A 24,277-nucleotide genomic window follows, 5' to 3' on the forward strand; every position below is an offset into this window, starting at 1 on the left:
GGGCTGTAAGTTAAGCAGCGCGCAGGGTGGTATCTCCTCCATTTAGACGATCGAACAGGGTGGATAGGTTAACGGCACTTTGGATGAGCCGTTGGCGTAACTCCTGGCGCTGACCGATGCGGCGTAGGGGTACGTTGGCCCGCAGGCATACGCTACGCGTCTGTTCTGCCGGATGGCGCCTGTAGGTCACTTCGACCATCGCCTCTACTTTGCCGAAGTCGCGGGCGAAGTGAACATTCTCAAAACGCGCTTCGATAATTTCAAAGGCAACGGGGCCGGATGAACAGGAGACGGTAACGGGATCATAGCTTCGCGTGCGCCGGATAATGTCGCCTGTGGTCAGGGACGCGATAGGGGCGGATTTTTCTGGTACTAGGGGGCGGGTTAGCATGTCTGATCCTCTTCTTAGTCGTCTGTGTTCAAGTCTTCCCTTCCTATGGGCTTTTGCGTTTCGTCAGTGGCGTCGCCGTTTGCCCAAGCTGTATACATGTTGTCGGGCTCAATTGTGGCAAGAATGAGGCAACAATAGGCCGACAATAGGGCTTTCGTATAATTTGCAGAAATTATTTCATGAAACCTATCCGAACGGGCGCTTTAATAGCCTTCTTCCCGGTTCAGCAGCCAGTTTTCTTGCAGTCGATTTTCGATTGCCTCAGGGAAATGTGCTCGTACTAAAGCAATGGCGTTTGCCGCCGGAAGTCCTGCGCGCATCAGCAGCCACGCCGCAATTAGCCCACTGCGCCCTGCCCCGTATTGGCACGACAGCGCAACCGTCTCTCCGGCATCCAGCGCTTGCACAAACCGATCACGGAGATCGGGCCACTGCTTTAGAAAAGCCTCCCCCGGCACGTTGAAATCCTGAATTTCCGCAAAGTGGAGCTCTAGGCCGACCTTCTGCGATACTTGCCCAATCAGAGGGAAAGCATCTTTGGGAAGCTCTGCCTCTTCTGTCAGGATAAGCAACCGATGCGCATCGACCGCGTACAGCCCTTCCAGTGTCTCGGTCATTTGTTGCGGGTCGAGATAGGTCGAGCCATCGACATGGGTCAGCAGCCCCGGGAAGCCGGTCATTGCCAGGTTCCCGCCGCGCGGGGTCGGAATCACCGCCCGGATGGAGGTCATCTCAGGATCGAAAAAAGGGGCATCAATAGGCATAAACAACATCCAAATAAATTGAGTATGCGCATCAGTACCTGTATACATGTTATTCATGCAAGGATGCGATCAGACCTAAGGATGCAGGGCCATGCTCAACCAAGTTAAATCCAGCGCCGCGATTGCCGACATACTTCGGGCGGACATCTGCCTGAACCGCGATATCGCAGATGGTATGCTACATGAAGTGGCCTTGGCAGAGCGTTTCGGCGTCTCCCGCACGCCTATCCGGCAGGCGCTTCAACGGTTGGCTTATGAGCGGGTGATATCGGTGAAGTCGGGCGTCGGCTCAGTCGTCACACCCTTAGACGCCTCTATGCGCGTTCATGATATCCGCGCGGCAGTGGCCATTATCGAGGCGGTCGCCAAATGCGCCCCCTCACACCCTGTGCCGGCCTCGCATTTCATGTCGGTGGTCGGGATTTTGGGGATGATGGACATCAGCCAGCTGAACCGCACCGAGGACTTTTTCGAAATTCGCGCACGGTTCTTGACAGCCCTTGCCGAGATGATCGAGAACCCGATCCTGAGCGACGCCTTCCGCGCTGCCTATTGGCGCCTTATCAGATGGTCTCTTCAGGACTTGGGCGCTGCATCGGAGCCGCAGGTCGCGCACCTACGAGAATTGCTGCAAACGGCAGCACGGACGATGAGGGCGGGCACATTGGCCGAGGGTTTTGCGCAGATTGCCAAGGTCGAAAGCAGGCTTGCGGCGGCGAGCTAGGGAATAACAAAAGCCCCGCTCATATGAACGGGGCTTTCTGCATGTAACACTCCGGCGGCTTAGCTAGTCGCCATCATGCCTTTTTCCTTGGCCAGATCGCGCATCCGTTTCTGCAGCTTCTCGAATGCGCGCACTTCAATCTGCCGGATACGCTCCCGGCTCACGTCATACTGCGCCGAAAGATCTTCCAATGTGACCGTTTCATCCGACAGGCGGCGTTGGGTCAGGATGTCTTTCTCGCGGTCGTTCAGCACGTCCAAGGCCTCCGCTAGCATTTCGCGCCGGGTTTCCAGTTCGTCCCGCTCCGCGTAGTCGCCCGCTTGGTCGGCGTCTTCATCCTCCAACCAATCCTGCCACTGCATTGTCCCTTCGCCTTCGGAACCCACGGTGGCATTCAATGAGGCATCACCGCCCGACATACGTCGGTTCATCGAGACGACTTCGGCTTCGGTTACGCCCAACTGAGTGGCGATTTCTTTCACATTTTCAGGACGCAGATCACCCTCTTCCAAGGCGCCAATCTTGTTTTTGGCCTTGCGCAGGTTGAAGAACAGCTTCTTCTGACCCGATGTCGTGCCAAGTTTCACCAGCGACCAAGACCGCAGGATGTATTCCTGAATCGACGCACGGATCCACCACATCGCATAGGTGGCTAGGCGGAAGCCTTTTTCCGGATCAAAGCGTTTCACCGCTTGCATCAAGCCGACATTCGCCTCCGAGATCACCTCAGACTGCGGCAAGCCGTAACCCCGGTATCCCATCGCGATCTTCGCAGCGAGACGCAGGTGCGAAGTGACCATTCGGTGGGCCGCTTCGGTGTCTTGTTCCTCTACCCAGCGTTTGGCCAGCATGTATTCTTCCTCAGGCTCCAATAGCGGAAACTTGCGGATTTCTTGCATATAGCGGTTTAGCCCGCCTTCCGGTGTCGGTGCGGGCAGATTTGCATAATTTGCCATGTCTTGTCCCTTTCCTCAGTTTGACCGAGGCCTATGTTATTTCGCTTAACATGCAATATGGGCGGCCCCCTTCGTGCTTTCAAGACAGAAGCCTTCACGCTTTTGTTCATGGTTGCACAGCTTCTGTGAACAAAACGTAACCCGCGCCGGGGTGGTTCCTTGGGGCGGCGGGGTCACGCCGAAGGGTCGACAGGCCCCTCACGCAGCAGTTGGAGCAGCGCTGCCATATCCGGCGGGAGGGGGGCTTCAAAACGCAGGTTTTCGCCGGTCACTGGGTGCTCAAACCCCAAAACAGCGGCGTGCAGCGCTTGACGGGGGAAGGCGCGGATGGCGTCGGCGGTGGCCTCGGGCAAGGCCGCTTTGGCCAGCTTGCGCCGCCCGCCATAGGTTGCATCTCCCACCAGCCCGTGGCCTGCGTGGGACATGTGCACGCGAATCTGATGGGTACGGCCTGTCTCAAGCCAGCATTCCAGCAGCGCCAGAACGGCGGGCGTGCCGAAACGCTCAATCGTGCGGGCACGGGTCACGGCGTGGCGACCGCCTTGGAACAGAACCGCCTGCCGCTGCCGGTCGGTTTTGTGCCGCGCCAGTTGTGTGGTCATGCGCAGGATGTTTCCCGCCTCAAAGGATGCGCCTTTGACACCGCGCAGGCGCGGGTCATTGGCATCCGGCACACCGTAGACAAGCGTTTGGTAGTACCGCTCAACGGTATGTTTCTCGAACTGCCCCGCCAGCCCATGATGCGCTGCGTCGGATTTTGCGACAACGAGCAGCCCGGTGGTATCCTTATCAATGCGGTGCACAATACCGGGCCGCTTCATGCCGCCCACACCCGAGAGATCGTCGCCGCAATGTGCGAGCAATGCATTTACCAAAGTGCCCGATGGCGAGCCCGGCGCAGGATGCACCACCATGCCCGCAGGTTTGTCGATCACTATGAGGTCAGTATCCTCAAACACCACCGACAGGGGAATATCCTCGGGTAAGATATGGCTCTCAGCGGCCTCCTCCACGGTTATCTGCACCACCTGCCCCTCTGCCACCTTAGCGCGGGGGTCTCGCACCACCACACCGTCCAGCGTCACAGCACCCTCTTCGATCAAACGGCCCAACCGGGTGCGCGACAGGTTCGCGGCCTCTGGCACATCGCGGGCCAGCGCCTTATCAAGACGGGCGGGCGGGCTTTCGCCCAGAATGAAATCAATGCGGCGGTGAGACATGGACACGGACAACCTTGATGAACCGGCGAACCTGCGGTTTCTGCGGCGGATGGTGACGGTCTTGACCGTCGTGATGATTGGCGGGGTTCTAGTGCTGATCTTCGTGCTTGTCACCCGCCTGAGCGATCAAGGCCCGACACTGCCGCGCGCGATCACCCTTCCAGATGGCAGCAGCGCCCAAGCATTTACGCAAGGGCGCGGCTGGTATGCAGTCGTGACGGATGCAGACGAAATCCTGATTTTTGACCAGCTCACCGGCGAATTGCGCCAGACGATCCCGATCGAATAATCAGCCGCGGATCGTTTTGGCGAAGGTCGAGAAGACCGGTTCGTTCGAGCAGACAATCTCACCATGTTGCAGGATGTTGCGCTCAGGACGGATCGCCTCAACAAGGCCGCCGGCCTCTTTGACGATCAACATGCCTGCGGCCACGTCCCATGGCTTCAAACGGCGCTCCCAGAAACCGTCGTAACGGCCTGAGGCGACGTAAGCGAGATCGAGCGATGCAGCCCCCCAGCGGCGCACACCGGCGCAGACGGGCAAGAGACGGCCCAGATCCTTCAGTGTTTCAGGCAGATCGGCACGGCCACCGAAAGGCAAGCCCGTGGCAAAGATCGATTCGATCATGCGGTGACGACCCGACACGCGCAGCCGGCTTTCGTTCATCCAAGCGCCGGTGCCTTTCTCGGCAAAGAACATCTCATCCTTGGCGGGGTCAAAGACCACACCGGCGACGATCTCACCCTTATGCTCCAACGCGATGGAGACGGCCCAATGCGGCAAACCGTGCAAGAAATTCGTGGTGCCATCCAGCGGGTCAACGATCCAGCGGCGTGTGGGGTCTTGGCCCTCATCCTCGCCACCCTCTTCGGCCAGCCAGCCGTAGGTGGGGCGCGCGCCCATCAGGTCGTCTTTGATGATCTTTTCAGCACCAATGTCGGCCTTGCTCACGAAATCGCCCGCGCCTTTGACCGAGACCTGAAGGTTCTCGACCTCGCGGAAATCCTTGACCAATGCACGTCCCGCTTTGCGTGCCGCTTTGATCATGATGTTGAGATTCGCACTGCCGATCATTATTCGCGCCCTTTGATGGATAAGGCGGGACGTATAGGGCGCAAGCGCGCAATTGCCAAGGGGGCAGAAACCCAAGCCGCCGGGGCATTCTTACGCAGCGTGCGGGTTGTTTTCGAACCACAAGGTGACACCTTGGGCCCGTAGCAATCAGCACGAAGGAAACCCCATGTCCGACCAGATGCAAAAAATCGTCCTCGCCAGCCGTCCCGACGGCGCGCCGACGCCGGAGAACTTCCGCCTTGAGAGCACGGATATGCCCCAGCCGGGCGACGGAGAAATCTTGGTCGAAGTGCATTACATGTCGCTCGACCCCTACATGCGGGGCCGAATGGATGACGCGAAATCCTATGCGCAGCCGGTGCCCATCGGTGGGTTGATGGAGGGCGGCAGCGTGGGCAAGGTGATTGCCTCGAAAGACCCCAGCTTTGCGGTAGGCGACTTTGCCTTCGGTGCCTTTGGCTGGGCGACCCATGGCGTTGCCCCAGCCAAACAGTGTCAGAAAGTGGATGCCGAGGGTGTTCCGATCACCGCCTCGCTTGGTGTATTGGGCATGCCCGGGCTGACGGGGTGGTACGGCTTAAATGAGATCGGCCAGCCGAAAGAGAGTGAGACGCTGGTCGTCGCCGCGGCGACCGGGCCGGTCGGCTCTATTGTCGGGCAATTGGCCAAGGCCAAAGGGCTGCGCACTGTCGGCATCGCGGGCGGTGCGGAAAAATGCGAGATCGCCACACGCGACTTCGGCTTTGACGTCTGCCTTGACCACCATGCTTATGACGACGCCAAATCGCTGCGCGCCGCGTTGAAAGAGGCCGCACCCGATGGGATCGACATCTATTACGAAAACGTCGGCGGCAAGGTTCTGGATGCCGTGCTGCCGCTGATGAACCCGCATGGGCGCATTCCACTTTGCGGCATGATTGCTTGGTATAATGCTGGCGGTCTGGGCGCCGAGGCCGAGGCCGAGGGTGCCGGCCTGACCGCGCCGCGTCTGTGGCGGACCATTTTGGTGAACTTCCTCACGGTGCGGGGCTTTATCATTTCGAACCACTGGAACAAGCTGCCGCAGTTCCTGGGCGAAGTGGCCCCAATGGTGGCGGACGGCCGGGTGAAGGTGAAGGAAGACATCACCGAAGGGCTGGAGAATGCTCCGCAGGCCTTTATCGAGATGCTGACCGGGGGGAACACTGGGAAGGCAATCGTAAAGGTGAAGTAAGCTTCGGAATGCGTCGTTCCGCTATATGGGACGGCGCGTTCATTCACTCGGCCCGGAGTCAAGCCGCAGGCGCCGGGCATGCGATGGCCCTCAGGGCTCCCTTTAGGCCTGCTGCAACTTCCGCGCCTCCTGCCCGGCCAGTTTTAGCAACTCAGTCATAAACGGCTTACCCAAATCATCCTTGCGCACCGCCGCGTAAAGCCTGCGCGTAATGCCCTGCGCTGTCAGGGGCCGCGTTACGTAGTCGGAGGAATATTTCACCTCACGCACCACCCAATCGGGCAAGACAGACACCCCCCTATTCGACGCTACCAAGAGCAAGATTACCGCCGTCAGTTCCACCTGCCGGATCGCAGCAGGCTCGACCTTAGCCGGGATCAATAACTGGCTGAACACATCCAACCGCGAGCGCTCTACCGGATAGGTAATCAGCGTCTCACCGCGAAAATCCGCTGCCTCGACAAAAGGTTTCTCGGCCAATGGGTGGCTCTGGGACGCCACAAAAACCGGATTGTAATCAAAAAGTTCGACAAACTCGACGCCCGGCAATTCTTCGGGATCCGACGATACCACCAAATCCACTTCCTCGCGCAGCAGCGCGGGTAAAGCGTCAAAAGCCAGACCGGGGCGGATATCGACATCCACATCCGACCAATGCCGCCGGAACTGCTCCAGCACCGGGAAAAGCCATTCAAAACAGGCATGACACTCAATGGCGATATGCATCCGCCCGGTGCTGCCTGCCCGCAGGCCCGAGAATTCATCCTGCAGGGCCTCGACCTGCGGCAAAACTTGCTGTGCCAGTTTGAGCAAGCGCTGCCCGGCAGGCGAGAGTTTCAGCGGTTTCGAGCGCCGCACAAAAAGCTCGACCCCAGCCTGATCCTCCAGCCCCTTCACTTGGTGGCTTAAGGCTGATTGCGTGATATTCATCTGTTCCGCCGCGCGGGCCAGCCCGCCCGCCTCGTGAATGGCCTTGATTGTGCGCAGATGTCGGAACTCAATGTGCATGTGAGGCATTACTCATGTTCAAGATGAATGTTATGAGTTTGTCTCACAGCGATGAATGTGAGACAAGACGTGAAACCGTCAAAAGGATCTCTCGATGACCACGCCTGCTGTTTCCTTCGAAGTCTTCCCGCCCCGCACAGTCGGCGCGGCGTTCAAACTGTGGGATGCAGCTCAGGCGCTGGCCCCACTTGCGCCGCGCTTCTTCTCGGTCACCTATGGCGCAGGCGGCACCACCCGCGATCTGACCCATGATTCGGCCCATGTATTGCACCGCACATCTGGCTTGCCGGTAGCCGGCCACCTAACCTGCGTCGGCGCAAGTCGCGCAGAGACGATGGACGTCGCCGAGAAATTTGCCGAAGCGGGCATCAAAGACATCGTCGCCCTGCGCGGCGATCCGCAGGCGGGCACCGATAAGTTCCAGCCGCATCCCGAAGGCTTTGCCGACAGTTGTGAGTTGATCGAAGCGCTGGCTAAAACCGGCAAATTCACCATTCGGGTCGGCGCCTACCCTGATCCGCACCCCGAAGCGGCGGACCAGCAGGCCAATATCGACTGGCTGAAACGCAAGTTCGACGCCGGTGCCGATGAAGCACTGACGCAGTTCTTCTTTGAAGCCGAAACCTTCCTGCGTTTCCGCGATGCTTGCGTCAAAGCGGGTATCGACAAGCCGATCACGCCGGGCATCCTGCCGGTGGTCAACTGGACCTCGGCGCGCAAATTTGCGGTGAAATGCGGCACGCCAGTGCCCGAATGGGTCGATCAAGCCTATGACGCGGCCATCCGAGATGATCGCCACGACCTGCTGGCCCAAGCCCTCTGCACCGAGTTGTGCAGCGATCTGATCGACGAAGGCGTCGACGCCCTGCACTTCTACACGCTCAACCGTGCCGAGCTTACCCGCGATGTCTGCCGTGCCATTGGCGTGACCCCGCAGGTCGACCTTTCGGACGTCGCGTAAACTAAATCACGGGCGCGCAGGGGCTTGTCCCTGCCCCCTTCGGGCGTATCCTCCGGCGGAATTCATTCGCCGGAGAAGACCATGCCCCGCATCGCCCAAAGCCCTGCTGACCTTCTGTCTCAATCCGAGGCCCTGAAACTTTCGGGGTTGGAGTTCATGCAGGCGATCCTCGACGGCACCAACCCCGGCCCGCCCATCGGTCAGACCATGGGCTACGCGCTGCACTCTGTCAAAGACGGCCGTATTGTCTTTCGCGGGGCGCCCAGTTTCGCCATGACCAACCCAATGGGCACGGTGCATGGAGGCTGGTACGGGACGCTGCTCGACTCAGCAATGGCCTGCGCCGTCATGACAAAAGTTCCCCGCGGGTCGGTCTACACCACTCTGGAATACAAAATTAACATACTGCGCGGCTTGCCCGTGGGGATGGAAATCGATTGCATCGGGGTAACCGACCATGTCGGCCGTTCTACCGGTGTGGCGCATGGGGAAATTCGCGGGGTTGAAGATGGCAAACTCTACGCCACAGGTTCGACCACGTGCATCGTCATGAAGTTGGGTTAGATTCTGATGCTGTGGCGGGGTGAGTACGCTGCCCGCATAAAATCCGAAAACACACCGAATGATGCGGATCGACCTAACCGAAACCTAGCATGAGGGGGGATGGTACCACCTCCTGGTCTCGAACCAGGGACCTCTTGATCCACAATCAAGCGCTCTAACCAACTGAGCTAAGGCGGCACTGGGGCGGATTTAGCGCCCGTGGCCGAGGAATGCAAGACCTCAGGCGCAGAAGAATTGCCGCTTTAGAGCAGAATCTCCCATGTCTGTTCGACGTTGGCTTTGCCAAAGGAAATAACCGGGCGGCTGTCGGTCAGTCGCCAGCCGCTCCGCCGGTAAAGCGCGCCTGCTGCGCGGTGGGATTCGTGTGTCCATAGTTGCATCGCCGCATAACCCTGCGCGCGGGCGAACCCCATGCAATATTTCAGCATCCGGTGGCCCAGCCCAAGCCCCCGTACCTCGGGCACCAGCAAGAACAGCCGCAGCTTTGCCCGCTGGTCGTCGAGCTTCACACAAAAGATCGACCCTAAGCGCTGATCCCCACGTTGGGCGATCCAGCCCCTCTCGCAGATGGGGTCGTGAATGTTGAGAAAATTATCAATGATCTCTGTGACCAGAACACCAAAGCTGTCATCGAACCCTTCCTCGCGGGCATAATGCTTCTGATGCTGGGCGATAAGCCAGTCACGGTCCCCTTGGTCAAAGCTGCGAATCTCAATGTTTTCCATAGGCCAGCATGGCTGCAAGATTGCTTGCCTTTCAACCCGCACCGCGCTAGCGATAAGCCCCACCAAACCGGAGGCTCCTATGGGCATCGACACCGAACGCGACATCGAAGCAAACCTGCAAATTGGCCCGACCGACAAAGGGATGGTCCGTCTCTTTGTTGAAGGTGGCGGTGTGGAAATCCCGATGGATTTCACCCCGGATGAAGCCCGCGAGATCGCGGAAGAGATCATGGCCGCTGCAAGCCGCGCAGGCAAAAAGGGCCGATAGGCCCTTGTCTTTCAAGACCAGTTCGGCGCCATGTCGGGATCGCGCAGCCTGTGCAGTCGCCGGGCGGCATGGGTCGCGAACTTTTGCACCATCACCTTGCGCCGGGCGGGCGCAAGCTTGGTCTCATCGCTCATTCGCACAATCTCGGCCCCATAGGCGTCACCGATGATGAGGCCGCTTTCCTCTGGCAGCAGATCGACAGGGAAATCGCTGTCGACGGCCCAAAAAAACCGGTCAGCCCATTCTAAATAGCCCTCCCATTTTGCGTCGCCCGTGAAATCGGCGCGGCAGGATTTACATTCGACGATCCAAATCTCTCCCTTAGGGCCAAGCGCCATCACATCGACGCGCAAGCCCCGTGCCGGAACCAATTCCTCGACGCAGGCGAAACCGAGATCGGCCAAATGTCGCATCACCCCCCGCGCCAAAAGCTGACCGGGCTGAAACCTTTGTATGTCTCTCTCCATCATAGGGACAAATATGAACATTTAGTGAACACTCGCAAGAGGCAGTACCGGAAAGTTTGGTAATTTCTCTACCGCCCCCTATCTTGGAACAAGCAAAGCGAGGGGATTCCATGGCAGATCGCGAACCGATGAGTGAGACGCAGGCGCGCGGTGTGCGTTACGCCCGTGAGTTGGAGGGCCATCTGACATGGCTCGATACCTTCTCGGGCACAGCGCTTGGCGTTCTGGCCGTGGCCTCCGGGATCTACACTTACCTTGGCGTCTCAACGCTGCTGGACGACAATGGTGCAATGTCCGCCTTTGCCGCGATTGCCTATTCCGTGGCGGTTTCGGTGGGTATCTTCGTCTTTTGGTCATACCTTTTGCGCCTCTTCCCCGCTGTGCGCAGCGCGCGGGCTCGGATGGGGCTTTTGGGGGCCATGGGCCTCGGCTCCGTCGCGATCATTGCGATGTCGAGCTGGCTCAACGCCGCTGCACTGGCCGGGTCGGCAGCGGTGGAACAGCACCTCGCCGAAACCGTGCAAGACTACCAAGGCGCTCTGGAGCGCACCCATGAAATCGCCCTTTCCGCTCAAGGGCTTGAACGCGATGTTGCCCGTGTACGTCAAAGTTTCGAAGACCTCAGCGAACAGGAAGCCGCAGGCAGTCTTTCAGGCCTCGCCGGACGCGGTGCGGTGTTCCGGGTACTGCGGCAGAAATCGGCGGAACTGGCGGGTCTAGAGGCCCAAATCGCTACCCAGACCCCTTTGGTGAATGACGCCTTCGCCGAAGGCAACCAAATCCTCAGCCGGATGCGGGCACTTACGGTAGAGCCCGGCCCGGTCGAGGCCCGCTCAGTCGAGTTTTCGGAACAGGCGGTGCGGTTGGCTGGTCTGATCACGCAGCTTCGGCAACTTTCGGTGGCACCTTTGGTAGAACGCGCAGCGCAGGATCTTGCAGCTTCCGTCGTGCTGCCCGAGCTGGATGGCAGCAACGAAGAACAGCGCGGCGCCCAAGGAGCGACGATCACCTCAGTTCTCGAAGTTTTGGCCCAGCGTGCGGCGACTTTGGAGCGCGCGGCACAGGATGTGCAGGCCATGCCGCCCGCCGATGACACGACCTACACACCGATCTCCAGCGCCGATGCGGTGATCCTCTACGCGCGCAACTTCGTCCCGTCTTGGGCCGGAGCGATTGCGATTGACCTGTTGCCTGCCGTGTTGGTGTTGATCCTCGCCATTACCCAAGGGGCGATCCGCTCGGGCCGCGAAGGGGCTGCTGTCGAAGACACGCTGACCCTTGCCGAGCTTCGCGCCGCGCTGGCCGCAGTCCGTGACGTCGATGCAGCGATGCAGGAAAGCCCTGCCCATAAACGGCCCGTTGCGGAAGCCCCCCCTCCGCCTGAGGCACCCCACCGCGAAGAAACCCCTGCCCAAGTCACGCCGATCAAAAGCACATGAGCGAGAGCACATCGGAAGAGAGCAAAGCCACAACCCGCCCGCCCATCGTGGGGCGGGTGCTGATTGGCGTTTTGATCTTTCAGTTGGGCCTTGCTGTGCTGCTGTTCTGGGGCGACTTAGGCGAAGGGCTGCGTCTGCCGGGCTTTGGCCCACGCGCGCCGGAACTGACCGAACCCATTCGCCCCGGTGACCAGACCCGGCGCTTCCGCCCCGAACGCGCGCCCAACCCCGGCCAGCCGATGCCCGATACGGCCCTGCCCGACCGGCTGATCCTCACGCCTGTTTCTGGCGGGCGTGCGGCTTTGCTGGAGGGGGCGATTGAAGCGGGGGATGCAGAGCGGATCACCAAGCAATTGGCCGACCTCACCCCCGCCCCCGAAGAAGTCTATCTCAACTCTCCCGGTGGATCAGTGCAAGACGCGCTGGAACTGGGCCGCTACCTGCGCCGCGAAGGGTTCAACACCGCGTTGCGGGACGGTGACATCTGTTATTCCGCCTGCCCCTATCTGCTGGCCGCCGGCGAGGCGCGCGCGGTGCCCGACAGCGCCTCGGTCGGGGTGCATCAGCATTACTTTGGCGAAAGCACGATCCTGCCCGCCTTTGTAGCCGTGGAGGATATCCAGCGCGGCCAAGGCGAAGTAATGCGCTATCTTGATGAGATGGGGATCGATCCGCTGGTCATGCAGCATGCGCTGGTGACTCCGCCCGATGAGATTTATGTGCTGCTGCCCGACGAGTTGCGTCGCTACGGCTTTATTCCGTCCGAAGACTGAGTGGCCAAGAGAAGTTTGCGAAATCCACCTTCGCCCCCTTGCCGCAGCCCCCTGCGCCGCCTACATCGGGGTGGACGGGTTCTGCCCTGTTCGTGAACGTTACATTCCAGTGGCCTTAAGCAAATCCGAGGGAGCTGGCTCTGTCCGAGCCCTGGTTCGGTTACCTGGCGCCCACCTGTACATACAGGTCCTCGGGAATATAAAACAGCAGCGGCAGGTGCGGTTCCCGTCACTTTTCCCAAGATTATAATGTGGTGAATGGCCCCTCGGGGCCACTTTCCCGTGCTTAAAAGGCCTCGGGACGCGCTTCGCGTGCCATATGGTCAAGCACGGCGTTGACAAAGCTCGGCTCGCGCCCATTGGGGAAGAACGCATGGGCCACGTCGACGTATTCTTTGATTACCACGCGCGGCGGCGTGTCATCATGGCGGAACTCGGCCCCGGCGGCGCGGAACAGCGCGCGCAGCGTCGGGTCGATGCGAGCAATGGCCCATTTCGCCACAATAGCCCGGTTGGCCATCTGGTCGATCGGCGCTTGATAGTTTACCGCATCTTCGAGCACGCGAGAGAAGTGATCGACGTCCCCCTCCTGCATCTCGTCGCCCTCATAGACGGCACCAAAACGGTGGTCGATGAACTCGTGACGCACGACATCGACGGTCTGCGCGGAATGCTCCATCTGGAACAACGCCTGCACGGCATAGAGCCGCGAAGCCGACTTCATCTTACGTTTCTGATTGCCCGAAAGCGCGTTGCTGGTCATGCGATGTTTGATCCGTCCGTGTCGCCGGCCATCAAAGTGTCCTGCCCGAATGGCTTGAACCCGATGCCCTTGCTCTGGCGGCCCCATTTACGAGCGAGCTCGATAAGATGCAAGGCCGCAGCCGCCGCGCCACCGCCTTTGTTTTGCCCCGCAGGGTCGGCGCGGACCTCGGCCTGTTTTTTGTTCTCGACCGTCAGAATGCCGTTGCCGATGCAAAGCCCTTGCAGACCAAGCAGTTGCAAGGCGCGGCTGCTGTCGTTGCAGACGGTTTCGTAATGCGTCGTCTCGCCACGGATCACACAACCAAGCGCGACATAGCCGTCGAAATTGCTGCCCCGGTCGGAAATGCCGATGGCGGTGGGAATCTCCAACGCGCCGGGCATCTCAATGACCTCATAGGTCGCGCCCGCGGCCTCAAGCTCGGCCTTGGCGCCGGTCAACAGACCGTTCGCGATGTCCGAGTAATAGGGCGAGACGACGATCAGCAGCTTCACCGGTTCGTCGAAGCTGGGGCGCGGCAGGATGGTGTGTTCTTCGGCAGCAGCCATGGGTTTACTCCGTGGTGATGGGCCGGGTGCCCACGATTTCCAGCGCATAGGCGTCGAGGCCCAGATAGCGCGTGTCGGGATTGTCGGTCAGCAGGACCAGTTCATGCAGTCCCATCGACGACAGGATCTGCGCGCCCAGCCCGGTGCGTTTGATCGTGCGCGGGCGGTCGTCATCCTCTGGGTCCAGCTTGAGGCGCGGATAAGGATCGCGGAACAGCACAACAGCGCCGCGGCCCTCATCAGCGATGATCTGCATTGCGCGGGGCAATTCATCCGCCGGGCTGGGGCCGAGGCCGAGGATATCCTCCAGCGCATTGATCGCATGGGTCCGGATCAGCACCGGCTGGGGGGTTGAGATATCGCCCTTGGTCAGCACCACATGGTCGGTGCCGGTGATCTGATCGGAGAACACCCGCATCTGCCAGTCGCCGCCATAGGCCGAGGTCACGGTGCGGCTGTCCCGCTCAACCAGCAGGTTGTCATGCTTGTGGCGGTAGGTGATGAGATCGCTGATCGTGCCGATCTTGAGCCCGTGTTCGGCGGCGAATTCCACCAGATCGGGCAGACGGGCCATTTCGCCATCGTCTTTCATGATCTCGCAGATCACGCCCGAAGGGTGCAGCCCCGCAAGTCGCGAAATATCGACTGCCGCTTCGGTATGCCCTGCCCGCACCAGCACGCCACCATCACGGGCGCGCAGGGGGAAGACATGGCCGGGGGTGGCGATATCCGCCGAGCCCGCTTGCTCAGAGATCGCCACCGCCACGGTCAGCGCGCGGTCGGCGGCGGAGATACCCGTGCTCACGCCTTCACGCGCTTCAATACTAACGGTGAATGCCGTTTCATGCCGCGAGGAGTTGTTCACCGCCATCATCGGCAGGCCGAGGTGATCAACCCGCGCCGAGGTCATCGGCAGACAGATCAGCCCGCGCCCGTGGGTCGCCATGAAGTTGATCGCCGCGGCATCGGCAAACTGCGCCGGGATCACCAGATCGCCTTCGTTCTCGCGGTCCTCGTGGTCCACCAGAATGAACATACGGCCTTGGCGTGCGTCTTCGATGATCTCTTCGATCGAAGAAATCGCGTCGCTCAGCCCTGTCTCGACCGGTCCGGGTTTGTCAAATTGCATCGGCTGCTTTCCATCTATCTGTTGCCCGGCTCTTAGCCTGACCCGCGCCGCTTGGCCAGAGTGGGCTACGCAGGGCGCGGCGTCACATCTCGTTCAGGCGTGCCACGTAACGGGCCAGCGTGTCGATTTCGAGGTTCACCAGATCACCCACGCGTGCGTCACCCCAAGTGGTCACCTCTTTGGTATGCGGAATGAAGTTGATGCCAAAATTGCAGCCATCGACGTCATTCACCGTCAGCGAGGTGCCATTCAGCGCGACCGAGCCCTTTTGCGCGATGAACCGCGCCAGTTCCTTTGGCGCGCGAAGCGTAACGCGGGTGCTGTCGCCCTCATCTTTCATCTCAATAATCTCGGCCACGCCATCAACATGGCCCGAGACGATATGCCCGCCCAGCTCGTCGCCCACCTTCAACGCCCGCTCAAGGTTCACGCGCCGCCCTTCGGCCCAATGCTTGCCGAGGTTGGTCTTGGATACAGTCTCGGCGCTGATCTGCACCTCGTACCAATCATCGCCCAGTCCCACGACCGTCAGGCAGACCCCATCGCTGGCGATCGACGCCCCCATGTCGATACCAGAAGTGTCATAACGCGTCTGGATACGCGCGCGCAGATCGCCTTCCTGCTCCAGCTTGGTCACGGTGCCAACGTCGGTGATAATGCCGGTGAACATGGGGTGGGCTCCTTTGCAGTTTGGCGCAGTGGTAAACCCGCGCACCGCCACAGGCAAGAGCGGGTGACGCCACATTGTCGCCCCTATTATATGGTGGTTAAGAGGGCAATGACCCACCGAAGGACCAGAATGACCGTGACCGCCGCCCCGACCAGAACCTTCCTGTTCCTGCAAGGCCCGCACGGCCCTTTCTTCAACAGTCTGGGCAAGATGCTGCGCCGGGCCGGCGCTGAGGTCTGGCGCGTAGGGTTCAACGCGGGCGACCGGGCCTTTTGGTTTCATCCTTCGACCTACATCCCCTATCGCGGCACGGTCGAGGACTGGCCCCAGACTTTTGCGACCCTGCTGGGCGAAAAGCAGGTCACCGATATCGTGCTCTACGGCGACACGCGGCCCATCCACGCCGAAGCAGTGGCCGAGGCCAAGCGCCGGGGCATCACCGTGCATGTCTTTGAGGAAGGCTACATGCGGCCCTATTGGGTCACCTATGAGCGCGGCGGGTCGAACGGCAACTCGCGCCTGATGGAGATGACCATCCCACAGATGCAGGCAGCGCTGGCGCGCTCGGACATGGAAGCCCCCCTGCCCCCGGGCCATTGGGGCGACATGCGCCATCACATCTTCTACGGCGCACTTTACCACTGGTTCGTGATGTTCCGAAACGGCGATTACCGCAATTTCAAACCACATCGCAGCCTGCCGGTGACCAAGGAATTCCGCCTCTACCTCAAGCGTTTATTGCTGATGCCGGTACTTGCCGCCGACCGTCTACTGGCCACGCTGAAAATCCGGCTGGGCGGCTTCCCCTATCATCTGGCGCTGCTGCAACTGGAGCATGACTCCTCTTTCCAGAAACACTCACCCTTCAACACAATGGCAGATTTCCTTGAACTGGTGATCGAAGGTTTCGCCAAGGGCGCGCCGCAGCATCACCACCTCGTCATCAAGGCGCATCCATTGGAGGATGGTCGCGTGCCGGTGCGGCGCGATGTCAAACGGTTGGCCCGCACGTATGGGGTTTCTGACCGTGTGCACTTCGTACGCGGCGGCAAGCTGGCGCAGCTGCTCAACGACACGCGCAGCGCGGTCACAGTAAATTCCACCGCCGGGCAACAGGTGCTCTGGCGCGGCATCCCGCTCAAAGTCTTTGGTCGGGCGGTCTATTCTCAGCCTGAGTTCGTATCGGAGCAGCCCTTGCCGGAATTCTTTGCCACGGCCACCCGCCCCGACAACCGCGCCTATAAGGATTACCGCCGCTATCTGCTTGAAACCTCTCAGGTTCCGGGCGGCTTCTATGCTGCGCGGGGGCGGCGTCAGTTGCTGCGCCAAGTGGTCGATATGATGCTCGCGCCCGACGATCCATATGATGCGCTGGAACAGGGCACCGCGGCCCCTCGGCAACAGTTGCGGGTCGTCACCTGACTTAACCCATTCCGCCCTGTAGATTTTTTCTCAGGGCTCCGCTAAGTTGCAAAGTAATACGTCAAAACAATTGGCGATTTCGAGGCAGATATTTCAGGTCGAGGAGACCGGGCAGTGAAATCCGTAACATTCCGGTGGGCGCGTCCCGTCGCAGCATTGGCGGCATTGGCCGTCATCTCATCTTGTGGCTTGCCACAGGTCGGGCCGAACAAACGGCAGATTTACGCAGGATCCGTACAGCGCGAGGGCGACGCCTTTGTCGTGGCCGTGAACGACCGCGTGACCCGCGCCATCGCCGTGGCCCCCGCACTCGGCTTTTCGGAAAGCTTCAAAAACGCGGGCCGGGTCGGTTCTGACACGATTCAGCCGGGTGATATTCTTGGCATTACCGTCTACGAAAACGTTGACGACCCGCTACTGGGTGTCGAAGGCGCCCCTGCCACCCTGCTTGAAGAAGTGCAGGTCGATGGCGCGGGCTTTATCTTTATCCCCTACGCCGGCCGGATCCGCGCTGCGGGCAATACGCCCGAGGCCATCCGACGCATCATCACCCAGAAGTTGGGCGAGCAGACCCCCGATCCGCAGGTCGAAGTGCGCCGCGCCGCAGGCGATGGCTCGACCGTATCACTGATCGGCTCCATCGGCGCGCAGGGCGTTTATCCGATTGAGCGCCCCACCCGCACTCTGGCCGCCATGCTGGCGCGCGCAGGTGGTGTGACCATCATTCCCGAAATTGCACAGGTGACCGTGATCCGTGGCGGGCAGCGCGGCAAAATCTGGTTCCAAGACCTCTACGACCACCCCGAACTCGACATCGCACTGCGCCCCGGCGACCGTATCTTGGTTGAGGAAGACACCCGCTCTTTCACCGCCCTCGGTGCCACCGGCGGTCAGGCGCGCGTGCCCTTTGAGTCGCAAAACCTATCGCTGCTAGAAGGCATCGCACAGGTTGGCGGGCTCAGCCCGATCTCTGCTGATCCCACAGGTGTCTTCGTCTTCCGCAACGAGCCCGAAGAGGTCGCCGAGCAGGTGCTGGGCCGCAGCGACCTGACAGGCGCGCAGCGTATGGTCTATGTGACCGATCTGACCAAACCCAACGGCATGTTCATGGCCCGTGACTTTGTAATCCGCGACGGTGACACAATCTATGTGACCGAAGCGCCCTTTACCCAGTGGAGCAAGGTAATCTCGGCCATCACCGGCACCGCAGGGTCGGCAGACAGCATCTCATCGCTTACCAGCGGCTGATCCACGCCGGTGGCCTTTGAACCTGACCCATACCAATACCCCGCCGCCGGTCCCGAAAGGGGCCGGCGGCTTTTCGTATATAACGGTGGGTTTCTGACGCAGCGCCGGGTGCGGCGCATTTTGCAAATGTCCGGCCATTCCCTACGGCTTGGCCTGCCCGGCCCCGGCGATGCCGTGGCAGTGTGGGGCAACTCCCCCACCGCGCATCGCGGGCTGGCCGTGGCGGCAAAGCGCGACGTGCCGGTGATCCGGGTCGAGGACGCGTGGCTGCGCTCGCTCCATCCGGGGCGCGCGGGCGAGCCGCCCTTGGGCCTGCTGATCGACAGTCGGGGCGCGCATTTCGACCCTGCCCAGCCCTCGGACCTTGAAGAGCTTCTTGCCCATCACCCGCTCGACGACACCGCGCTCTTGAACCGTGCGCGGGGCGGCATGGCGCAGTTGGCCGAAGCGCATCTAACCAAATACGCAGGTTTTGACGCGGACACGCCCGCGCCCGATCCCGGCTATGTGCTTGTGATCGACCAGACACGCGGCGATGCCTCCGTGACCGCCTCAGGGGCGGATCGGGGGCGGTTTCTGGAGATGCTCGTTTTCGCGCAGGAAGAACACCCCGGCGCGCGGGTCATCATAAAGAGCCATCCCGAAACGGCACAGGGCTACCGCGCCGGGCATTACGGCCCCGAGGATACCAACGACCGCATCACCCTGCTGACCGATCCTGTCAGCCCTTGGACGCTGTTCGAAGGGGCGGTTGGCGTCTATACCGTTTCCTCGCAAATGGGGTTCGAGGCGATTTTCGCAGGCCACAAGCCGCGCGTTTTTGGCCAGCCTTTCTACGCCGGATGGGGTCTGACGGAGGATGAAATCCCCGTCCAACGCCGCCAGCGCCGCCTCACCCGCGCGCAGCTTTTTGCAGCGGCGATGATCCTTTACCCCACATGGTACGATCCCTATCGCGACCGGCTGGGCAGCTTTGAGACCGCTGTTACGTCCCTCGCCGCGCAGGCCCGCGCATGGCGCGAGGATCATGCCGGCTGGGACGCTTGGGGCATGCGCCTGTGGAAGCGCCGCCCGTTGCAGCAGTTCTTCGGCCAGCCGACCCCAATCCGCTTTCGCAAAGGCCCGCCGGAGGCGCCTGCGCCCCCCCGCCGCGCCATGGTCTGGGCCAGCAAGGCTGACACCGCGCCAAGGGATGCCTTCCAGGTGGAGGATGGGTTTCTGCGCTCACGCGGCCTCGGCGCCGAACTGGTGCCGCCTTTGTCGTTGGTCTGCGATAATCTGGGAATCTACTACGATCCCGAAGGGCCAAGCCGCTTGGAAAAATGGATCGAAAAACGCGCTGTCCTTCGCTCTGATCAACATGTCCGCGCCCGCGCGCTGATTGAAACGCTCACCGGGGCGGGCCTGAGCAAATACAACCTCGGCGGGGCCGCGCCCGAGCTGCCGCCAGGCCGCCGCATTTTGGTGCCGGGTCAGGTGGAGGATGACGCCTCGATCCTTACGGGCACAAGCGGGGTGCGCACCAACGCGGCTTTGCTCGCCGCCGCCCGCGCCGCCAACCCCGATGCGGTGATCCTCTATAAACCTCACCCGGATGTCGAAGCCGGGCTGCGCAAAGGCGCGACCGACGCAGGACATGCCGATCTGGTCCTGCACAATGCCGATCCCATGGCGCTGCTGGGCCAAGTCGATGCGGTCTGGACCATGACCTCGCTTCTGGGGTTTGAGGCTCTGCTGCGCCGCGTGCCGGTCGTGACCTTGGGCGCGCCCTTCTACGCAGGTTGGGGCCTGACCGAAGACCACGGCGACGTTCCGCCCCGCCGCCGCGCGCGGGTTACGCTGGAGGGGTTGGTACATGCCGCGCTCATCGACTACCCGCGCTACCGCGATCCCGTCAGCGGCTTGTCCTGTCCGGTCGAAGTCGTGGTCGAACGGCTCGCCACCGGGCATATGCCCCGCGCCGGGCTGGACAATCGGCTGCTGTCGAAACTCCAAGGGGTCTTTGCCAGCCAGAACCATCTTTGGCGGCGGTAGCGATTAGGCCGGAGCGTTGCGCCGCCAGACATGAAGCAGGTCCGGTCCAATGCGTTGGCTCGATTGCAGCGCGAAACGCGGTGCTTCGGCCAAGCGCGACAGGCCAAGCGCGCCGATGCCGGGCAGACCCTCGGCCCCGATCACCAGCCCGGCGGTAAAGCCTACCAAGCGGTCCACCAGATCGGCCTCGATCAAAGACGCCGCCAAGGCGCTGCCGCCCTCGCAGAAAATCCGCGTCAGCCCATGTGTGGCCAACTGGCGCACTACATCCGCAGGGTCCAACTGCGCGCCCCGTGCCGCGCAGGGCAGCAAAGTCGCGCCGAGATCGGACCAAGTGCGCACAAGCGCCGGATCAGCGTCGCTGCCGTGGCAGAGGATCAAAGGAATATCCGAAGCCGTCCGCGCCAACTGCCCCATCAGCGGTAAATCGAGCCTGCGTGAAACCACAACGCGAGCGGGTTGATGTGCCACGCCCAAGCCCCGTACCGTAAGGCTTGGGTCATCCTTACGCGCCGTGCCCGCGCCAACCATCACCGCGTCGTGACGGCTACGCATGGCATGGGTCAGCCGCCGCGCCGGAGCGTCGGTGATCCACTGGCTTTCCCCAGTGCCGGTGGCAATGCGCCCGTCAAAAGAATTGGCGAGCTTCAGCGTCAGCATCGGGCGGCCCAGATCAGTACGGCAGAAGAACCCGGCATGATCGGCGCGGGCCTCAGACTCGCGCACCCCGACCTTAACCTCAATCCCCGCCGCGCGGAGCATCGCAATGCCGCGCCCATTGACCCGCGCATCATCGTCCTGTGTGGCGATCACCACCCGCGCGACACCCGCATCAATCAATGCCTGTGCACAGGGAGGCGTTTTACCGTGGTGAGAGCAAGGCTCAAGCGTGACGTAAACCGCCGCCCCCCGCGCGGCCTCACCGGCCTGCGCTAGCGCCTGTGGCTCTGCGTGGGGCCGCCCGCCGGGCTGAGTCCAACCGCGCCCAACGATACGGTCCCCTTGGGTAATCACACAGCCGACCGCCGGGTTAGGCCAAACATTGCCCTGCCCGCGCCGCCCCAAGGACAGCGCCAACGCCATGAAGCGCGCGTCGCTCACTCTATCGCCGGTCACTCTTCCGGAAGGGCGTCGGGGCGCAGTTCTTGAACGAATTTGTCGAAATCATCCGCTGCTTGGAAATTCTTGTACACAGAGGCAAAGCGCACGTAGGCCACAGTGTCGATCCGGGCCAGCGCCTCCATCACGATCTCACCGATATGTTTGGAACTGATATCGGTCTCGCCCATGCTTTCCAATCGGCGGACGATGCCCGAGATCATCTGATCGATACGTTCGGGATCAATGGGGCGTTTTTGCATGGAGATGCGGATCGAGCGTTCCAGCTTGTCGCGGTCGAAATCCTCGCGCTTACCGGAGGTTTTGATCACCACAAGATCGCGCAGTTGCACCCGTTCGTAAGTGGTAAAGCGGCCCCCGCAAGCCGGGCAGAACCGTCTGCGCCGGATCGAGACGTGATCCTCGGCCGGGCGGCTGTCTTTCACTTGGGTGTCGATATTTCCGCAAAACGGGCAGCGCATGGGCCGTCCCCCTCTTCATCCTGCCTCACTTGTGGGGCCCGCGGCCCTCTTGTCAAAACTTATAGGGGAGCCGCGAGGTTTTGGGTAGAGAAGATTTTCACAGCTAGATGTTGCGTTCAAATATGTGTCATGGACCCAACGCTCTGCCCCCGCGTTGATCTGTGAAGATTATAAACGGAGCACTCCATGACCAAGACACTTTTCCTCACCGGCGCCTCCAGCGGGATCGGCGCTGCCACTGCCCGTGCCGCCGCCAAAGCAGGTTGGAACATCGGCCTTTTTGCCCGCAGCGAAGACAAGTTGAACGACCTCGCCGCCGAGATTGGCGATCAGGCGCTGGTGCTTGTGGGCGATGCCACGGACTACGATGCGCAGAAACAGGCGCTCGACAAGCTGGCCAATCACTTTGGCGGGGTAGATGCCGCCTTTGCCAATGCCGGGCGCGGCACCAGCCCTGCGGGCACAGAGAACGGCGATCCGCAGGATTGGAAGGCGATGGTCGACCTCAATATCATGGGCGCGCTCTATACCGCTCATGCCGCCATGCCGCATCTGCGCAAAACCACCGGGCAATATGTCGTCACCGGCTCCGCCGCAGGGCGCCGCCATATCCAAGGCTCAATCTACAGCGCGACGAAGTGGTTCATCCACGGCTTAGCGGGCAATCTGGCCGATGAGATGGCCGAATGGGGCGGGCGCTGCATGGTTGTGTCCCCCGGAATGGTCGACACCGCGTTTTTTGATGAGGCCAAGCCCGACAAGCTGCAGCCCGAGGACGTGGCAAATGCCGTCATGCATGCCCTTGAGGCCCCGGCTCGTGCAGCTATCCGTGAGATCCACCTGATGCCAACGGGATAAGCCCTTCCCGGTCCGGCGTCAGTCGGGCCGGAAATGCGCAGCGATTTGGCGTTGATGAGGCGCGTCACGATGCTCAAACAAGTAAATGCCCTGCCATGTGCCCAGCATCATACGCCCCCGCGCCACGGGGATGCTGAGGCTCACCGGCAGAACCGAGGCTTTGATATGCGCAGGCATATCGTCCGGACCTTCCGCCACATGGGTGAGATACCCCATCTGCGGCGCGTCAGCGGGCGGCACCAGCCGCGTGAAATAGGCGAGCAGATCGCGCTGCACGTCTGGGTCTGCATTTTCCTGTATCAATAGGGAGGCGGAGGTGTGGCGCAACAATAGAGTCAACAGCCCATCGCTCTGGCCCGCAAGCCAACGGGCCACGTCATCAGTAAACTCGTAAAGCGCTTGCCCTTGCGTTTGAAGGGTAAAGACGGTCTGCATCGGTTTAGCACGGCTCCCAAGTCTGCGCTTCGAAGTCCCAGCATTGTCCAGCTGCCTGTTTGGCATCGCTCAACGCAAGGAGGCCCAGCTCTGCCGATCCACGGTCACAGGTGAGCGCGGCAATCTCACGGTCACCTTCGCCAACCGTGACCCCACCATGGCTGGACTGATCGAATTTGTCGTAGGAACTGTAGACCTCATAACTGTATGCGCCATTGCGAAAGGTCGTGATTTCCCAGATGGCGCGGCCAATGCCCGGCCACGGTTGGTGCGGGACCTCATGGATCGGCGCGGTCAGGGTAAGGTCCGGCGGGTCTTTCGGGCCAAAGCGGTAAGTCACGGCATACCCGGTGATACAGACGTCGAGCTGCTTTGCCCCATTGCCGATCGTGCAGCCTAGTACCGTGGTGCTGTCAGAGGCGCAGAACGCAGTGGCTTGGCCGACGCCAAAGGTCAGAAACAGACTGGCAAACAAGAGACGCATAAGGTCGATCCGTAGCTGGGTTCCGCTCAGAATAGGCCCGAGGGGCGGCGGAAACAACGGTGTCGGCCCTGAACTGCCGCCCTAGAAATCCTCTAGCTCGATCTGACGGTCCAGACAGAACTGTCGCGCGTGATGGCTGGGCAGGTTCTCTCCGGCGCGGCGCACGGTGACAGAGTAGGACTGCCCCGTATCCCCGCTCACGCGTTCCGGATCAGTGGTGAAAACCACGCCAGTTCGGCCCACGCCGCTGACCGATGGGCCGCGTGGCGTCTTGACGAAGAGCCGCTCACCTCTCGGCAGGCCCAATACGTTCTGAGCGAAATCCGCAGCGGCGCACCAGATATGGCGCGCACCCGCGCCATGATCCTCAATCACCTCAAAGTCGCGCGCGGTGAGCGGCACAACGATGAGCCAGTTCTCGGCCCGGTAAGCCTGCGCGGCAGCGTGAAGCGGCATCAACAGGCAAAGAAGCATAAGGATAGATTTGCGCATCGGAGGATCCTTTTGGCGGCATCCCTCTGATGTAAGCTTTGTGCGGGGCGGGTCAAAGGTCCACCC

Annotated in this window: 29 protein-coding genes, 1 tRNA gene and 1 other RNA gene; 13 read left to right on the top strand and 18 right to left on the bottom strand. The window is 61.2% G+C overall.

All coding sequences use genetic code 11. From position 1 onward, the window contains the following. Window positions 1-10: 10 nt before the first annotated feature. Window positions 11-391 carry a hypothetical protein gene (locus K3759_RS10810; RefSeq protein ID WP_259981734.1) on the bottom strand — a complete coding sequence of 127 codons (381 nt, stop codon included), beginning with the start codon at window positions 389-391 and terminating at the stop codon, window positions 11-13. 203 nt (window positions 392-594) lie between these two features. Then, window positions 595-1,212, bottom strand: a complete 618-nt coding sequence (locus K3759_RS10815; protein WP_259981735.1) for a hypothetical protein — start codon at window positions 1,210-1,212, stop codon at window positions 595-597. A gap of 34 nt (window positions 1,213-1,246) precedes the next feature. Between K3759_RS10815 and K3759_RS10820 the strand changes: the two genes are divergently transcribed. After that, window positions 1,247-1,879, top strand: coding sequence for a GntR family transcriptional regulator (locus K3759_RS10820; protein WP_259981736.1), 633 nt, complete (start codon window positions 1,247-1,249; stop codon window positions 1,877-1,879). Window positions 1,880-1,938: 59 nt separating this feature from the next. On the opposite strand, the gene rpoH is transcribed toward K3759_RS10820, so the two are convergent. Both rpoH and K3759_RS10830 read right to left on the bottom strand, forming a co-directional pair. Beyond that, window positions 1,939-2,835, bottom strand: a complete 897-nt coding sequence (rpoH, locus tag K3759_RS10825; protein WP_259981738.1) for an RNA polymerase sigma factor RpoH — start codon at window positions 2,833-2,835, stop codon at window positions 1,939-1,941. Window positions 2,836-3,008: 173 nt separating this feature from the next. Then, a complete protein-coding gene (locus K3759_RS10830; protein ID WP_259981739.1) occupies window positions 3,009-4,055 on the bottom strand; it encodes an RluA family pseudouridine synthase in 1,047 nt (348 codons plus the stop codon). On the opposite strand from K3759_RS10830, the gene K3759_RS10835 reads away from it, so the two are divergent. Further along, window positions 4,054-4,344 (top strand): DUF6476 family protein, encoded by a 291-nt coding sequence (locus tag K3759_RS10835; RefSeq protein ID WP_259981740.1) that lies wholly within the window; start codon window positions 4,054-4,056, stop codon window positions 4,342-4,344. The genes K3759_RS10830 and K3759_RS10835 overlap by 2 nt on opposite strands. Here the strand turns inward: K3759_RS10835 and K3759_RS10840 are convergent, their stop codons facing one another. Then, complete coding sequence (locus tag K3759_RS10840; protein ID WP_259981742.1) at window positions 4,345-5,130, bottom strand: inositol monophosphatase family protein; 786 nt, start codon at window positions 5,128-5,130, stop codon at window positions 4,345-4,347. It lies immediately after the preceding gene. A gap of 166 nt (window positions 5,131-5,296) precedes the next feature. Here K3759_RS10840 and K3759_RS10845 point away from each other — a divergent pair, with 166 nt between their 5' ends. Beyond that, complete coding sequence (locus tag K3759_RS10845) at window positions 5,297-6,343, top strand: NADP-dependent oxidoreductase (RefSeq protein ID WP_259981744.1); 1,047 nt, start codon at window positions 5,297-5,299, stop codon at window positions 6,341-6,343. Between the two features lie 102 nt (window positions 6,344-6,445). On the opposite strand, the gene K3759_RS10850 is transcribed toward K3759_RS10845, so the two are convergent. Further along, window positions 6,446-7,351 carry a LysR family transcriptional regulator gene (locus tag K3759_RS10850; RefSeq protein WP_259981745.1) on the bottom strand — a complete coding sequence of 302 codons (906 nt, stop codon included), beginning with the start codon at window positions 7,349-7,351 and terminating at the stop codon, window positions 6,446-6,448. A gap of 94 nt (window positions 7,352-7,445) precedes the next feature. On the opposite strand from K3759_RS10850, the gene K3759_RS10855 reads away from it, so the two are divergent. Then, window positions 7,446-8,312 carry a methylenetetrahydrofolate reductase gene (locus tag K3759_RS10855; protein WP_259981747.1) on the top strand — a complete coding sequence of 289 codons (867 nt, stop codon included), beginning with the start codon at window positions 7,446-7,448 and terminating at the stop codon, window positions 8,310-8,312. Between the two features lie 81 nt (window positions 8,313-8,393). Next, window positions 8,394-8,876 (top strand): PaaI family thioesterase, encoded by a 483-nt coding sequence (locus K3759_RS10860; protein WP_259981749.1) that lies wholly within the window; start codon window positions 8,394-8,396, stop codon window positions 8,874-8,876. A 100-nt stretch (window positions 8,877-8,976) separates the two neighbouring features. On the opposite strand, the gene K3759_RS10865 is transcribed toward K3759_RS10860, so the two are convergent. Further along, window positions 8,977-9,053 (bottom strand) — tRNA-His (locus K3759_RS10865). 65 nt (window positions 9,054-9,118) lie between these two features. Further along, window positions 9,119-9,601 (bottom strand): GNAT family N-acetyltransferase, encoded by a 483-nt coding sequence (locus K3759_RS10870; protein WP_259981750.1) that lies wholly within the window; start codon window positions 9,599-9,601, stop codon window positions 9,119-9,121. A gap of 79 nt (window positions 9,602-9,680) precedes the next feature. On the opposite strand from K3759_RS10870, the gene K3759_RS10875 reads away from it, so the two are divergent. After that, on the top strand, window positions 9,681-9,869 hold the full coding sequence (locus K3759_RS10875) for a DUF6324 family protein (RefSeq protein ID WP_259981751.1): 189 nt from the start codon (window positions 9,681-9,683) through the stop codon (window positions 9,867-9,869). A gap of 11 nt (window positions 9,870-9,880) precedes the next feature. On the opposite strand, the gene K3759_RS10880 is transcribed toward K3759_RS10875, so the two are convergent. Further along, window positions 9,881-10,357, bottom strand: a complete 477-nt coding sequence (locus tag K3759_RS10880; protein ID WP_259981753.1) for an MmcB family DNA repair protein — start codon at window positions 10,355-10,357, stop codon at window positions 9,881-9,883. Between the two features lie 89 nt (window positions 10,358-10,446). Here K3759_RS10880 and K3759_RS10885 point away from each other — a divergent pair, with 89 nt between their 5' ends. From K3759_RS10885 to ssrS, 3 genes are all read left to right on the top strand, one after another. Continuing rightward, a complete protein-coding gene (locus tag K3759_RS10885) occupies window positions 10,447-11,775 on the top strand; it encodes a hypothetical protein (protein WP_259981754.1) in 1,329 nt (442 codons plus the stop codon). Then, window positions 11,772-12,548: a hypothetical protein gene (locus tag K3759_RS10890; RefSeq protein ID WP_259981756.1), complete on the top strand. Its 777-nt coding sequence runs from the start codon at window positions 11,772-11,774 to the stop codon at window positions 12,546-12,548. The genes K3759_RS10885 and K3759_RS10890 overlap by 4 nt, the downstream gene beginning before the upstream one ends. 75 nt (window positions 12,549-12,623) lie before the next feature. Then, window positions 12,624-12,778: non-coding RNA, 6S RNA (gene ssrS / locus K3759_RS10895), on the top strand. A gap of 56 nt (window positions 12,779-12,834) precedes the next feature. Here ssrS and nusB read toward each other — a convergent pair. From nusB to K3759_RS10915, 4 genes are all read right to left on the bottom strand, one after another. Further along, window positions 12,835-13,311: a transcription antitermination factor NusB gene (gene nusB / locus K3759_RS10900; RefSeq protein ID WP_259981758.1), complete on the bottom strand. Its 477-nt coding sequence runs from the start codon at window positions 13,309-13,311 to the stop codon at window positions 12,835-12,837. Continuing rightward, window positions 13,308-13,859: a 6,7-dimethyl-8-ribityllumazine synthase gene (locus K3759_RS10905; protein WP_259981760.1), complete on the bottom strand. Its 552-nt coding sequence runs from the start codon at window positions 13,857-13,859 to the stop codon at window positions 13,308-13,310. Before K3759_RS10905 ends, nusB begins: the two co-directional genes overlap by 4 nt. Before the next feature lie 4 nt (window positions 13,860-13,863). Beyond that, complete coding sequence (gene ribB, locus K3759_RS10910) at window positions 13,864-14,988, bottom strand: 3,4-dihydroxy-2-butanone-4-phosphate synthase (protein ID WP_259981761.1); 1,125 nt, start codon at window positions 14,986-14,988, stop codon at window positions 13,864-13,866. Between the two features lie 82 nt (window positions 14,989-15,070). Beyond that, window positions 15,071-15,658 carry a riboflavin synthase gene (locus tag K3759_RS10915; protein ID WP_259981763.1) on the bottom strand — a complete coding sequence of 196 codons (588 nt, stop codon included), beginning with the start codon at window positions 15,656-15,658 and terminating at the stop codon, window positions 15,071-15,073. Window positions 15,659-15,787: 129 nt separating this feature from the next. Here K3759_RS10915 and K3759_RS10920 point away from each other — a divergent pair, with 129 nt between their 5' ends. The 3 genes from K3759_RS10920 (at window position 15,788) to K3759_RS10930 (ending at window position 20,362) form a co-directional block, all read left to right on the top strand. Beyond that, window positions 15,788-17,080 (top strand): capsule biosynthesis protein, encoded by a 1,293-nt coding sequence (locus K3759_RS10920; RefSeq protein WP_259981764.1) that lies wholly within the window; start codon window positions 15,788-15,790, stop codon window positions 17,078-17,080. A gap of 114 nt (window positions 17,081-17,194) precedes the next feature. Continuing rightward, window positions 17,195-18,328, top strand: a complete 1,134-nt coding sequence (locus K3759_RS10925; RefSeq protein WP_259981766.1) for a polysaccharide biosynthesis/export family protein — start codon at window positions 17,195-17,197, stop codon at window positions 18,326-18,328. A gap of 126 nt (window positions 18,329-18,454) precedes the next feature. Beyond that, a complete protein-coding gene (locus tag K3759_RS10930; protein ID WP_259981768.1) occupies window positions 18,455-20,362 on the top strand; it encodes a capsular polysaccharide biosynthesis protein in 1,908 nt (635 codons plus the stop codon). A gap of 3 nt (window positions 20,363-20,365) precedes the next feature. Here the strand turns inward: K3759_RS10930 and ribD are convergent, their stop codons facing one another. Then, window positions 20,366-21,445, bottom strand: a complete 1,080-nt coding sequence (ribD, locus tag K3759_RS10935) for a bifunctional diaminohydroxyphosphoribosylaminopyrimidine deaminase/5-amino-6-(5-phosphoribosylamino)uracil reductase RibD (protein WP_259985622.1) — start codon at window positions 21,443-21,445, stop codon at window positions 20,366-20,368. A gap of 29 nt (window positions 21,446-21,474) precedes the next feature. Beyond that, entirely contained in the window at window positions 21,475-21,942 is a 468-nt protein-coding gene (nrdR, locus tag K3759_RS10940; RefSeq protein WP_067264800.1) for a transcriptional regulator NrdR, read from the bottom strand. Window positions 21,943-22,128: 186 nt separating this feature from the next. Between nrdR and K3759_RS10945 the strand changes: the two genes are divergently transcribed. Further along, window positions 22,129-22,800, top strand: a complete 672-nt coding sequence (locus K3759_RS10945; protein ID WP_259981770.1) for an SDR family oxidoreductase — start codon at window positions 22,129-22,131, stop codon at window positions 22,798-22,800. A gap of 18 nt (window positions 22,801-22,818) precedes the next feature. On the opposite strand, the gene K3759_RS10950 is transcribed toward K3759_RS10945, so the two are convergent. The 3 genes from K3759_RS10950 to K3759_RS10960 all read right to left on the bottom strand — a co-directional run bounded on the left by K3759_RS10950 (window position 22,819) and on the right by K3759_RS10960 (window position 24,211). After that, entirely contained in the window at window positions 22,819-23,235 is a 417-nt protein-coding gene (locus tag K3759_RS10950; protein ID WP_259981772.1) for a secondary thiamine-phosphate synthase enzyme YjbQ, read from the bottom strand. A gap of 4 nt (window positions 23,236-23,239) precedes the next feature. Continuing rightward, complete coding sequence (locus K3759_RS10955) at window positions 23,240-23,719, bottom strand: hypothetical protein (protein ID WP_259981773.1); 480 nt, start codon at window positions 23,717-23,719, stop codon at window positions 23,240-23,242. A gap of 81 nt (window positions 23,720-23,800) precedes the next feature. Beyond that, window positions 23,801-24,211 (bottom strand): hypothetical protein, encoded by a 411-nt coding sequence (locus K3759_RS10960; protein WP_259981774.1) that lies wholly within the window; start codon window positions 24,209-24,211, stop codon window positions 23,801-23,803. Window positions 24,212-24,277 lie beyond the last annotated feature (66 nt).

Source organism: Sulfitobacter sp. W027 (assembly GCF_025143985.1).
Lineage (GTDB): Bacteria > Pseudomonadota > Alphaproteobacteria > Rhodobacterales > Rhodobacteraceae > Sulfitobacter.